This is a genomic window from Antrihabitans auranticaus (assembly GCF_016481275.1).
Taxonomy (GTDB): domain Bacteria; phylum Actinomycetota; class Actinomycetes; order Mycobacteriales; family Mycobacteriaceae; genus Antrihabitans.
Genome location: NZ_JAEMNW010000001.1, coordinates 306,261 through 318,664, shown reverse-complemented (window position 1 = coordinate 318,664; position 12,404 = coordinate 306,261). Strand labels below are relative to the sequence as shown.

General features: G+C 65.5%; 12 protein-coding genes and 1 pseudogene. 12 read left to right on the top strand and 1 reads right to left on the bottom strand.

Going from position 1 to position 12,404, the window contains the following annotated elements; translation table 11 throughout:
- The first annotated feature begins 25 nt into the window (after positions 1-25).
- From JGU72_RS01315 to JGU72_RS01270, 10 genes and pseudogenes are all read left to right on the top strand, one after another.
- On the top strand, positions 26-2,341 hold the full coding sequence (locus JGU72_RS01315; RefSeq protein ID WP_374101088.1) for a Tex family protein: 2,316 nt from the start codon (positions 26-28) through the stop codon (positions 2,339-2,341).
- Positions 2,342-2,351: 10 nt separating this feature from the next.
- A pseudogene (locus JGU72_RS01310) lies at positions 2,352-3,289 on the top strand (hypothetical protein).
- Positions 3,290-3,368: 79 nt separating this feature from the next.
- On the top strand, positions 3,369-3,710 hold the full coding sequence (rplS, locus tag JGU72_RS01305; RefSeq protein WP_199681950.1) for a 50S ribosomal protein L19: 342 nt from the start codon (positions 3,369-3,371) through the stop codon (positions 3,708-3,710).
- Between the two features lie 185 nt (positions 3,711-3,895).
- Positions 3,896-4,651: a signal peptidase I gene (gene lepB, locus JGU72_RS01300; RefSeq protein WP_199683128.1), complete on the top strand. Its 756-nt coding sequence runs from the start codon at positions 3,896-3,898 to the stop codon at positions 4,649-4,651.
- 2 nt (positions 4,652-4,653) lie between these two features.
- Positions 4,654-5,418 carry a ribonuclease HII gene (locus tag JGU72_RS01295; RefSeq protein WP_199681949.1) on the top strand — a complete coding sequence of 255 codons (765 nt, stop codon included), beginning with the start codon at positions 4,654-4,656 and terminating at the stop codon, positions 5,416-5,418.
- Positions 5,419-5,484: 66 nt separating this feature from the next.
- On the top strand, positions 5,485-5,790 hold the full coding sequence (locus tag JGU72_RS01290) for a DUF2469 domain-containing protein (protein ID WP_199681948.1): 306 nt from the start codon (positions 5,485-5,487) through the stop codon (positions 5,788-5,790).
- A 97-nt stretch (positions 5,791-5,887) separates the two neighbouring features.
- Complete coding sequence (locus JGU72_RS01285) at positions 5,888-6,244, top strand: YraN family protein (RefSeq protein WP_199681947.1); 357 nt, start codon at positions 5,888-5,890, stop codon at positions 6,242-6,244.
- Positions 6,244-7,749 (top strand): YifB family Mg chelatase-like AAA ATPase, encoded by a 1,506-nt coding sequence (locus JGU72_RS01280; RefSeq protein ID WP_199681946.1) that lies wholly within the window; start codon positions 6,244-6,246, stop codon positions 7,747-7,749. The genes JGU72_RS01285 and JGU72_RS01280 overlap by 1 nt, the downstream gene beginning before the upstream one ends.
- Positions 7,746-8,873, top strand: coding sequence for a DNA-processing protein DprA (dprA, locus tag JGU72_RS01275; RefSeq protein WP_199681945.1), 1,128 nt, complete (start codon positions 7,746-7,748; stop codon positions 8,871-8,873). The genes JGU72_RS01280 and dprA overlap by 4 nt, the downstream gene beginning before the upstream one ends.
- 71 nt (positions 8,874-8,944) lie before the next feature.
- Positions 8,945-9,847, top strand: coding sequence for a tyrosine recombinase XerC (locus tag JGU72_RS01270; protein ID WP_199683127.1), 903 nt, complete (start codon positions 8,945-8,947; stop codon positions 9,845-9,847).
- Here JGU72_RS01270 and JGU72_RS01265 read toward each other — a convergent pair.
- Positions 9,844-10,335 (bottom strand): M23 family metallopeptidase, encoded by a 492-nt coding sequence (locus JGU72_RS01265; RefSeq protein ID WP_199681944.1) that lies wholly within the window; start codon positions 10,333-10,335, stop codon positions 9,844-9,846. The two genes, JGU72_RS01270 and JGU72_RS01265, sit on opposite strands and share 4 nt — an antisense overlap.
- Positions 10,336-10,506: 171 nt before the next feature.
- Between JGU72_RS01265 and JGU72_RS01260 the strand changes: the two genes are divergently transcribed.
- Both JGU72_RS01260 and JGU72_RS01255 read left to right on the top strand, forming a co-directional pair.
- The gene (locus tag JGU72_RS01260; RefSeq protein ID WP_199681943.1) at positions 10,507-11,430 is read left to right on the top strand and encodes an MBL fold metallo-hydrolase; all 924 of its coding nucleotides are present in this window, start codon (positions 10,507-10,509) and stop codon (positions 11,428-11,430) included.
- Between the two features lie 65 nt (positions 11,431-11,495).
- Positions 11,496-12,245 (top strand): siderophore-interacting protein, encoded by a 750-nt coding sequence (locus JGU72_RS01255; RefSeq protein ID WP_199681942.1) that lies wholly within the window; start codon positions 11,496-11,498, stop codon positions 12,243-12,245.
- Positions 12,246-12,404: the final 159 nt, after the last annotated feature.

The window sequence follows — 12,404 nt, the reverse complement described above, 5'->3', positions numbered from 1 at the left end:
GCCGGTAATGTTGCCCGCCGTGACAATGCTTAAGTCGGTCAACAGCCGCATCGCCGAAGAACTCGGAGTCGACGAAGGTCAGGTTCGCGCCGCTGTCGACCTCCTCGACGCTGGTTCGACGGTCCCGTTCATCGCGAGGTACCGCAAGGAAGCGACAGGCGGACTCGATGACGCCCAGCTTCGCTTGCTCGACGAGCGGTTGCGCTACCTGCGCGAGCTCGACGAGCGGCGCACCGCGATCCTCGAATCGATCAGTTCGCAGGGCAAGCTGGACGACGCGCTCGAGCAGCGAATCATGCTTGCGGACACCAAGGCTCGCCTCGAGGACATCTACCTACCGTTCAAGCCCAAGCGGCGCACCAAAGCGCAGATCGCACGCGAAGCCGGACACGAGCCGGTCGCCGACGAGCTGCTCACCGACCCGACCGCCGACCCCGCGAAGTTCAGCGAAGAGCAACTCGACGGCGCCCGCTCGATTCTCGTCGAACGATTTGCCGAGGACGCAGACCTCGTCGGCGAGTTGCGCGAGACGATGTGGAACCGAGGCCAGGTGAGTTCGTCAGTTCGCAAGGGCAAGGAAGAAGCCGGCGCGAAGTTCAAGGACTACTTCGAGTTTTCCGAGCCGTTTTCGAAGCTCCCCTCGCACCGGATTCTCGCGCTGCTGCGCGGGGAGAAGGAAGAGGTGCTTTCTCTGCAACTCGAGCCCGACGCCGTGGAAGCCGGTCCGGGGGAGCGAACGGTCTACGAGGGCCGGATCGCGACCAAGTTCGGTATTGCCGACCGCGGCCGGCCCGCAGACCCGTGGCTGCTCGACACGGTGCGCTGGGCGTGGAAGACGAAGTTGCAGGTCACCCTCGGCATCGACACTCGTATGCGCCTGCGCCAGGCGGCCGAGAAAGACGCGGTCGACGTGTTCGCGATGAACCTGAAGGATCTGCTGCTGGCCGCGCCGGCCGGCACTCGCACAACGATGGGGCTGGACCCGGGTTACCGCACGGGCGTCAAGGTCGCGGTCGTCGACGCAACGGGCAAGCCGGTCGCGACCGAAGTGATCTATCTACACCAGGAGGACCGCGCACTCGCCGTGCTCGGAGCGCTGGTGGCTCGATTCGGCGTCGAGCTGATCGCCATCGGCAACGGAACAGCGTCGCGGGAAACCGATGCACTCGCGGCGGAGTTGATTTCGCGGATTCCGGACAAGAAGCCGACCAAGATCGTCGTGTCCGAGGCCGGGGCGTCGGTGTATTCCGCGTCGGCCTTCGCGTCCCAGGAACTACCGGGCATGGACGTATCGCTGCGCGGTGCGGTTTCCATCGCGCGCCGCCTGCAGGATCCGCTCGCCGAATTGGTGAAGATCGATCCGAAGTCGATCGGTGTCGGCCAGTATCAGCACGACGTGTCGGAGACGATGCTTGCGCGGTCGCTCGGTGCCGTTGTCGAGGACGCGGTGAACGCTGTCGGTGTCGATGTGAACACGGCGTCGGTGCCGTTGCTGTCCCGGGTTTCCGGAATCACGACGTCCCTCGCCGAAAGCATTGTCGCGCATAGGGATCAGAGCGGCCGGTTCGCCAGCCGGAGCGCGCTCAAGCAGGTTCCCCGCCTCGGTCCGAAGGCCTTCGAGCAGTGTGCTGGGTTCCTCCGCATCCGGGGCGGCGACGATCCGCTCGACATGTCGGCGGTGCACCCCGAGTCCTACCCTGTGGTCCGTCGAATCGTCGATCGCACCGGACAGGGCGTGAAGGAGCTGATCGGCAACACCCGCGTTCTGCGCGAGCTGCGGCCCGTCGACTTCGCAGACGAGCGTTTCGGCCTCCCTACGGTCAGCGACATCATCGCGGAACTCGAGAAGCCGGGTCGTGACCCACGTCCCGAATTCAAGACTGCGACGTTCGCCGCTGGAATCGAGAAGGTCGCCGACCTCAAACCGGGCATGACCCTGGAAGGTGTGGTCACGAACGTCGCGGCCTTCGGCGCGTTCGTCGACATCGGCGTGCATCAGGACGGCCTGGTCCACGTGTCGGCGATGTCGCACAACTTCGTCAAGGATCCGCGCGAGGTCGTGAAGTCGGGAGACGTCGTCCGCGTGAAGGTCGTCGACGTCGACATTCCCCGGCAGCGCATCGGGCTCACTTTGCGACTGGACGACGAGGTCGGTGCCGCCGCGCCACAACCCGACCGTGGGCGACCGGCGGCTGCGCGTCGCGGAAAGCCGACCGGGCAGCCGCCCGCAAAGCAGGCCGGTGGGGGTCGCGGCGGAAATCGCGGTGGATCCGGTCCGGCGCAGGCAGCGCCTTCGGGATCGATGGCCGATGCGCTGCGCAAGGCCGGATTCGGCCGGTAGGGCATATTTCATGCGCAGGTGGCTCGAAGACGAGATCATCGCTCACGGCCGACTGCCGCTGCTGTGCTTCCTGATCGGTTTCATCGTCGGATTTCTGTTCATCCGGCTCAGCGTCAGGCTGATCCGGGCAGAGGTCAAATGGTGGCCGAGCAACGTCGTAGCCGATGGGCACCACATCCATCACGCGGTATTCGGACTGATTGCGATGCTGATCTCGGGTGTCGCGATCATCGCGATCTACGAAGACGGCACCCAGACCAGCGGCGCCTGGCTGGCTGCCATCTTCGGCGCCGGTGCGGCGCTGGTGCTCGACGAGTTCGCGCTGATCTTCTATCTGAAAGACGTCTATTGGGAGGAAGAGGGCCGTGCGTCGGTCGATGCCGTATTCGTCGCGATTGCGGTCACGGCGCTGCTGCTCCTCGGATTGCGCCCGCTGGAACTGATCAACCCCACGACGTTCAGGGACGACCCGAGCCCGTGGATCAGGGCGTCGATAATCGCGTCTGCTCTGGTGAACCTCGGTCTCGCGGCGATCGTCATTGCGAAGGGCAAGATCTGGACCGGCCTGCTCGGGCTCTATGTACTTCCGCTCCTGGTCGTGGGTGCAATTCGGTTGAGCCGACCGGGTGCGCCATGGGCACGTTGGCGGTATACCGATCGGCCGAAACGGATGGAACGCGCGCTGGAACGGGAGCGCAAGATCCGGCGTCCGTTGATCAGGGCAAAGATCTACGTTCAGGACCTGATCGCGGGCAAGCCGAGCATCGAGCATGCTCTCTCGGGCGCCGAAGAGGAACTGCAGCGGAAGGTGCACGCGGCGCCACCTGCACCGACGCACGTGGTAACCCACGCACCGGACCGTTAGCCGATTTCGCCTGGCTGGCGGCGTCTGGCACAATTGACGGGTTGCCTGGACGCACTCTTCGTTTCGATGTGCCGGCAGCATGACCCCGACCTGAGCACGAACCGGTCAGCAGCGAATTCGCTCACCAGGTTCCTCTGTTCTCGCGAACGCAAGGATGACGATATGAACACCCTGGACTTCCTGGACAAAAAGTCGCTGCGCGACGACATTCCGGAGTTCCGCCCCGGCGACACGCTCAACGTGCACGTCAAGGTTATCGAAGGCGCAAAAGAGCGCATCCAGATCTTCAAGGGCGTTGTGATTCGCCGCCAGGGCGGTGGCATCCGCGAGACCTTCACCGTTCGCAAGGTGTCGTTCGGCGTCGGCGTCGAGCGCACGTTCCCGGTCCACAGCCCCAACATCGACCACATCGACGTTGTGACCCGCGGTGACGTCCGTCGCGCCAAGCTGTACTACCTGCGCGAACTGCGTGGCAAGGCCGCCAAGATCAAGGAAAAGCGCTGATCCGTCGCGTAAGCGATTCAGCGATCTTCTGGCGCACCGCGCCGTAAGTGTTCCCAGGAAGCCCGGCTCGTTCGAGCCGGGCTAACCTGTCTCTCGTGGCAGACAACCAAGCAGGTCCGGATGATTCGACGTCCGCGTCGGCAGCCGATAGGGCTGGCGCAGAAGGCGAATCACCCGACTCTTCGATGACGACCGACGACGGCAACGCGGACGCGGTAGCGGCATCGAAGAAGAAAGACAAGTCGGGCAAACCGCGCTCGTTCCTTCGCGAGCTGCCGATTCTCATCGCAGTCGCACTGCTGCTGAGCTTCCTGCTCCAGACTTTCGTCGCTCGCGTGTATCTGATTCCATCGCAATCGATGGAACCGACGCTCCACGGCTGCCCTGGCTGCACGGGCGACCGGATCATCGTGCAGAAGATCAGCTACCGCTTCCGGGATCCGAAGCCGGGCGAGGTGGTCGTCTTCCTCGGTCCGCCGTCCTGGAACGATGGGTATCAGTCGATTCGGTCGGACAATGTTGTTGTGCGCGGTTTGCAGAACATCGGCTCGGTCCTGGGTGTGGTCCCGCCGGACGAGAACAACCTCGTCAAGCGCGTCATTGCAACGGGCGGGCAGACGGTCCAGTGCCGTAACTCAGAGGGCGGCGTGACGGTCAACGGCAAGTTGCTCGACGAGCCGTATCTCGACAACAGCCTCCTGAACCCGGTCAAGCAGGTGAATCCCTGCCTCGGCCGGGAATTCGGGCCGATCACGGTGCCGGACGGGAATCTGTGGGTGATGGGCGACAACCGCCTCGATTCCAAGGATTCGCGCTATCACGTGTCCGACGAACTGCAAGGCACGGTTCCCGTCGACAACGTGCGCGGTAAGGCCGTGTTCATCATTTTGCCGCCGGGCCGGATGGGCACGATCAGCTCACCGGACATCGACCAGAACTAGACATGCCTATGGTGTGGCCGCCGCGAACCGTCATCCGCAAATCCACGGGATTGCGGACTCTGGAGTCTGCGCTCATCAGGAGCGGGCTCGGTCCGGTTGCCGGCGTCGACGAGGCGGGGCGGGGCTCGTGCGCCGGTCCGCTCGTCGTCGCAGCCTGCCTGCTGCCGCCGAAACCGTATGCGGCGCTTGCAGGTTTGGACGATTCGAAGAAGCTGACCGAGCGTGCCCGCGAAGAGCTGTTCCCAGTGATCAAGCGGCTGGCGCTGGCCTGGCAGGTCGTGTCCATTCCTGCCTGGGAGATCGACTCGATCGGCATTCACGTCGCCAATATCGAGGGCATGCGGCGTGCGATCGCGGGTCTGAAAACGCAGCCCGGCTACGTGCTGTCGGACGGGTTCCGCGTTCCCGGTCTTGCGGTGCCGTCGTTGCCCGTGATAGGCGGCGACGCGACGGCCGCGTGCATCGCTGCCGCGAGCATTTTGGCGAAGGTGACGCGCGACCGCTTCATGGTCGAACTCGACGCGAAGATGCCTGGCTACGAGTTCGCAACGCACAAGGGCTACAACACCCCCGCTCATCTGGAAGCGCTTGCGGCACTTGGCCCTTCGAGCGAACACAGGATGTCTTGGAAGAACGTCCGCGCCGGTGCCGTGGTGGCGGACAGTGTGTGCCTGAATGGCACAGAATTGGACGCGGCGGCTGCAGAATTGGACATGGCGGCTGCAGAATTGGACCCTGTGACGGCGGCGGTGGAGAGTGCGACATGATTGCTGTTCACCGCAGGTGACGAACCCGCGCTGCGACCACACCCGATCAGGAGGATCTCCGACCAGATGAGCGCCGAAGATCTCGAGAAGTACGAAACCGAGATGGAACTCTCGCTCTATCGCGAGTACAAGGACATCGTCGGGCAGTTCTCGTACGTCGTGGAGACCGAGCGACGCTTCTACCTGGCGAATTCGGTCGAACTGCTGCCGCAGAACGCCGATGGTGAGGTCTATTTCGAGGTCCGGATGGCCGACGCCTGGGTGTGGGACATGTACCGCCCGGCGCGTTTCGTCAAGCACGTCCGCGTGATCACGTTCAAGGACGTGAACATCGAAGAGCTCGAAAAGCCGGATCTGCGCCTGCCGGAGTAAGTCTGCTTATCCACAGGGCCTGCGTTATCCACAGGGCAATCTGTTTTCCCAGGTCGAGGAAATCGGGTAGTCCGTACCGCCGGGCAATGTTGCGGGTGTGGGAAACAAGCTGGCGCTCGGCGCCTATGGGGAAGGCCTTGCCGCAGAGTTCTTGACCGCGGCGGGAATGACGATCACACATCGGAACTGGCGGTGCCGGTACGGCGAACTCGACATCGTCGGGCAGATCGGGGACGAGATCGTCTTCGTCGAGGTGAAGACGAGGACCGGTCGCGGCTTCGGAATTCCGGCCGAGGCAGTGACGCTGGACAAACAGGGCCGAATCAGGCGGCTGGCGTTGTTGTGGCTCGCGGAGCGTGCGGGAACGTACGCTCCAATTCGCTTCGACGTGGTTTCGGTGCTCATCGAGTTCGGTCGTGAGCCTGTGATCGAGCACCTGCCGGGGGTGTTTTGATGCCGCTCGGTCGCGCGTATTCGGTTGCGGTGTGCGGAGTCGACGGTCAGCTGGTCGAGATCGAGGCCGACATCAGTGGTGGTTTGCCGGGTGTGCACCTGGTCGGCCTGCCCGATACGGCACTGCAGGAATCGCGTGATCGGGTGCGTGCCGCGGTGACGAATTCGAAAGAGAAGTGGCCCAACTCGCGCATCATTCTCGCGTTGTCTCCCGCGACTCTGCCCAAAGTCGGGTCCGTGTACGACCTGGCGCTTGCGTTGAGTGTGCTCGACGCTGCAGGGGAGTTGCCGCACGGCGAGTTGGAGAAGACGGTTCTGCTGGGCGAGCTGGCCCTCGACGGCAGGCTCAGGCCGGTCCGTGGCGTGCTGCCGGCGGTCCTCGCAGCGAAGAACGCCGGCTGGCACCGCGTCGTCGTGCCGGAGGCGACGCTCGCCGAAGCCGGTCTCGTCGACGGGGTCGAGGTGCTCGGCGGGCGCAGTCTCAGGCAGGTCGTCGCGTGGCTGCGCGGTACCGCCGCATTGGCCGAACCGAGCGGTCAGGCGGTCGAGGCGCAACCGTGCTTCGGTGACCTCAGCGACGTGGTCGGCCAGGAGGAAGCTCGCCATGCGGTCGAGATCGCGGCGGCGGGCGCACACAACCTGCTCTTGACCGGTCCGCCGGGGATCGGGAAAACGATGCTGGCCCAACGCCTTCCAGGGCTGCTCCCACCGCTGACGGAATCCGAGGCACTGGAGGTGACGGCAATCCATTCCGTAGCCGGATTGCTGACCGACCGGAATCCGCTCATCACGTTCCCGCCGTTCATCGCCCCGCACCACACGACGACGGTCACCGCGCTGGTCGGCGGTGGGTCCGGAATGGCACGGCCGGGCGCGATCAGCCAGGCGCACCGCGGGGTGCTGTTCCTCGACGAATGCGCCGAACTGGGCTCGAAGACCTTGGAGGCGCTGCGTACTCCGCTCGAAGAGGGCGAAGTTCGCATTGCTCGACGAGATGGAGTCGCCCGCTACCCAGCACGGTTTCACTTGGTGCTTGCGGCGAACCCCTGCCCGTGTGCGCCCGCGCGCGAGGCCGACTGCGTGTGCGCGCCGACCGCACGGCGGCGCTATCTGGGCAAGTTGTCGGGTCCGTTGATCGACCGAGTGGATCTCCGCGTTCGGATGCGTGGCGCGACGTCGGCCCTCACCGACGACGGCGGGGAAGGCAGCGCGATCGTGCGGCAACGTGTAGTCGCGGCTCGGACGGCCGCGCGGCAACGCTGGGCGAAGTTCGGCTACACCACGAACGGGGAGGTACCGGGACCCATCGTCCGCAAGAGCTTCCGGTTGCCGTACAAGATCATCGCGCCGATCGACAACTGTCTGCGCCACGGCGACATCACTTCGCGAGGCGCGGACCGGGCGATGAGGTTGGCGTGGACCCTCTGCGACCTGCGCGGTGGCGAACGGCCGAACTCGCTCGACGTGATGACCGCCCTCGGATTTCGCGACGGAGTGCGGCGATGAGCGGCGATGCGCGGAGGTTGGCGTACGCGTATCTGTCCAGGGTGTTGCAGGGGCCGAGCGCGCCGGTCAACGAGCTGGTGGCCGCCGTCGGTGTGGAGGAAGCAGCGCGAGCGGTCCGGGAGTGGGACCTGCCCGCCGCGCTGCAGAGACGAACCGAAGCGAGGCGGCACCTCGACACCGCAGCACACGACCTCGAACTGATGGACCGGATCGGCGGCAGGCTCGTGACGCCCGACGACGAAGAATGGCCCACGTGGCGAATGCTTGCGTTCGGCGGTGCGGAGGCAAAAGATCGGGAGTGCGTCGCGCCGCTTGCGCTGTGGGTTCGTGGGGCGGGGGTGCTGTCCGAGCTCACGGACCGGTCGGTGGCCGTGGTCGGTACGCGGGCGCCGAGCAACTACGGCGAGTACGTGGCGGCAGACATTGCCGCCGATCTGGCATCGCGCGGCTGGACTGTCGTGTCCGGCGCCGCGTTCGGCATCGACGGTACGGCGCACCGGGCAGCGCTGTCGGTAGAAGGCGCGACTGTCGCCGTTCTGGCATGTGGAATCGATACGCCCTACCCGAAATCGCACGCAAAGTTGCTGGAGGAAGTGGCGCGCACCGGGCTTGTCGTCAGCGAGTACGCGCCGGGCACAGCGGTCACGCGATACCAGTTCCTCACCAGGAACCGGTTGGTGGCTGTGCTGTCCGATGCGGTGCTCGTCGTTGAAGCGGGTCGGCGAAGCGGCGCGCGAAATACCGCGAAATGGGCGCGCAGGCTCGGACGGCCCGCGCTGGCGGTGCCCGGATCGGTCCACGCGACGACGTCGACCGGGTGTCATCACATGATCCGGGAGGGCGAAGCCAGGCTGGTCACGACGGCGAGCGAAGTCATCGATGAGGCCGGTCCTTTGCGGCTGCCGATCGACGCGACGGACAGCCCCCGTCCGACGGATGGGCTTGTGGGCGATCAGATGCTGGTCTATGAAGCTCTGCCGGCGATCGGCTCACGTGCGCCAAGCGAATTGTCCGAAGCGTCGGGTGTCCCTATCGCCGGTGTGCGAGCAGCCCTTCCGATGCTCGAACTTGCCGGCTTCGTCGGCTCTGACGAGACGGGGTGGTATCGGCGCCGCGATTTGTAGCGGCGCGCCAGCTTGCGCGCTCGCCGCCGGACCGGGACTGTGGCGATATGGCGACCGAACCGATTGCGCAGATGCGTCCGCACGTCGACGCGTTCGCGCAATACCTGCGGCTCGAGCGGGGGCGCTCCGAGCACACGGTGCGCGCGTACGTCGCCGACGTCGGTTCGCTGCTCGCCTTCGTCGACGAGCAGTATCCGGGCGCAGGCCTCGCGGATATCGACCTGCGGGTGCTGCGGTCGTGGCTCGGTCGGCAATCCGCGAAGGGCGTCGCGCGGACGACGATGGCCCGCCGAACCTCCTCGGTGCGAACTTTCACAGCCTGGCTCACCCGCACCGGACGGATCCCGGCCGACCCCGGGACTCGGCTCGCCGCGGCGAAGGTCCGGCGGCCGCTACCGGCCGTGCTGCGGCAGAAGCAGGCGGTCGAAGCGATGACGGCCGCAGAATCCGGTGCGGCACAACATGATCCGGTCGCCTTGCGAGATCGCCTGATCGTGGAACTGCTGTACTCGACCGGTATTCGGGTCGGCGAGTTGTGCGGTCTGGACGTCGACGACGTCGACCTGGACCGGCATCTGGTGCGCGTCATCGGAAAGGGCAACAAAGAACGATCGGTTCCGTTCGGCAAACCGGCGGCAGATGCGGTGGTGACCTGGCTGGATGCCGGCAGGCCCGGGCTGGCGAACGGCGACTCCGGGCGCGCGTTGTTGCTCGGCAGGCGCGGGAAACGCCTCGATCAGCGGCAGGCGAGGACGATCGTGCACGAGACGGTCGCCGCGATACCTGGTGCGCCAGACATCGGTCCGCACGGCCTACGTCACTCGGCCGCGACGCATCTGCTCGAAGGTGGTGCCGACCTCCGAGTCGTGCAGGAGTTGCTCGGGCATGCGAGCCTCGCGACGACCCAGCTCTACACCCACGTCAGCGTGGCCCGGCTTCGCGCGGTACACGATCAGGCGCACCCGCGTGCCTAGCGCAGCACAGGTTTCAACCTGATCGGGACGGCATGAATCAGGCCGAGCGGATCCAGATACTCGCGGCCCCGGCGTAGGCCCCAGTGCAGGCAGGCTGTCGCGGCGCACTCGGGATGTCCTGCTTGGAGTGTGCCGAGTGCTGTGCCCACTGCGACCCGGGCCCCTGCCGCGACGGTGGACTCGACCGGCTCGTACGTGGTCCGCAAGCCGCCCGGATGGTCTATCGACACCACCGGCCTACCTGCGACTTCGCCCACGAATACGACGATTCCCGCCCCTGCGGCGAGCACGGTCTGGCCCGGTCGCCCGGCAAGGTCGACGCCGCGATGGCCAGGGAGCCAGTTGTGTTCGGGTCTGTCGAACGGCCGCGCAACAGTCGGCCGCGGATCGAGTGGCCAGTCGTAGTCGGCACACGCGGATGCGGGCCCCGGGGCGACCAGGAACGCGGATCCGCAGATCGACACGATCAGCAGCAGTCGACGCAGCATCGAGACCCCCTTTACCGCCAGGCTTCTCGATTCGGCCGCATCGCGCCAGCGGCAAAGTCGCGGCTGTGGATAACTCGGCGGTAATCCACAGGTGTCGCTGATTGCGCCGTTTCGTGTCCGGACCGGCGCCTACGATGGCGCTGTTCGGGTGAACGGCGATGGGAATGAAGAATGTGTCTCGCATGCTTGACCGGGCCGATGATGGTTGCGCCGATCGCGAGTGCTCGGCCTGAGATATTTCCGGCTCAGGCGCCGGCGCCGGGCTGGTTGGGCCCCGACGCGCTGGGTGCCACGATCACGTGGACGGGCTGCGCCGGCATTGTGCTCGACTACGAGGGCACCAAGATTTGTTTCGACCCGTTCGTGAGCAACCCGGGCGTCGTCGATGCGTTGCTGCGTCCCGCGAAGTCGAAAAGCGACCTGGTGCAACGAGCATTCGGGGGAGTGGCGGCAGCATTCGTCGGTCACACGCACTGGGACCACGCGATGGACGTTGCCGAGATCGCGCGCGGCAACCCGGACGCAGTCGTCTACGGCAGCGAGACGACGACGGAGATCTGTCGGCGTCAAGGGGTTTCGGAGCGGCAGGTCCACACCGTCGTGGATGGCGAGACCCGCACGATCGGGCCGTTCACCGTCGAAGCAGTTGCGTCGCAACACGGCATCGTGCCGATCGCGAACAAGATCGATGTCCTCGAGCTGCGCGGTACAGGTATGCCGCGCAGCCCATTTCGCTGGCCGCGCGGTCAGGTGTTCTCGTACCGTGTCGCATTCGGCGGCAGGACGTTCTATCTGCACACCAGTGCGGGATTCGAAGACGAACCGTTCGCGCGTCAGCAACCTGTCGACGTCGTGATCGCGTGCCTGGCAGCACGACAGGGCACGCCGGACTACATCGCGCGCCTCGGCCGTCAGTTGCAGCCGAAGGTGATCATCCCGTGTCATCACGACAACTTCTTGAAGCCGGTCGACGACAAGCCGCAGCCAGTTCCCCGCCTGGAGTGGCCGGTGTTCCTCGAGGACTGCCTCGAACTGACGTCGAAATACGGAACGCGCCTCGTTCAACTTCCACGGGGGAGGACGGTCGAGTTCTGAGCCCAGATCCTGATTAGGGTAGCCTTTGTTAGGTAAACCTAATTGAGGACGTGAGGGGCCGATACATGGCAAGGTCGAGAACAACGTTGGTAGTGCTGTGCACCGCGCAGTTGAGTTCGCATATGGTCCGAGTTCATCTCGGTGGGCCGGGCTTCGATGCATTCGCGCCCAGCACGTTCACCGATTCCTACGTCAAGCTGGTGTTTCCGACCGCTTCCGGTGAGGTGATGCGGACGTACACGGTGCGCGCGGTCGACGTGGAGGCGCGCGAACTCGCGATCGACTTCGTCGTACACGGTGACGAAGGCATCGCCGGGCCGTGGGCGGCGGCCGCACAGCCTGGCGCGGTGATCGACGTTCTCGGTCCCGGCGGCTCGTATTCACCGCGTGTGGACGCCGACTGGCATCTCCTCGCAGGTGACGAGTCGGCACTGCCCGCGATCGCAGCGGCGCTCGAGGCGTTGGCGCCCGGCAGTCGGGCGAAGGTTTTCGTCGAGATCGGCGATCGTCGCGATGCAGTCGAGTTGCAGTCTGCCGGCGACGTCGACCTGACCTGGATTGTTCGCGACGCGGATCCGTCGGCGTCCGGATTGGCTTTGGCGGTGCGGCAACTCGAGTGGCTGCCCGGACGTGTGCACGTGTTCGTGCACGGCGAGGCACAGACTGTCATGCACGACTTGCGGCGGTACGTGCGCAAGGAGAAGGGGGTCACGGCCGAGTGGGCGTCGATTTCCGGTTATTGGCGGCGCGGCCGCACGGAAGAGGGTTTCCGGGTGTGGAAATCGGAGCTGGCTGCAGCCGAGTCTGCCGCGTGATCGAACCTCATTAGGAGTCCGACGAGCGACGCCGTACACTGCCTACTGCGGTCTGTGCTTGCACAGTCCGACTTCGCGCGCCCGCGTTCTGTGCATTTGCGCAGTGTGTCGTCGGCTGGTCCCGAATTTTCGGGTCCGACGGACGGTGGGCGCCAGGGC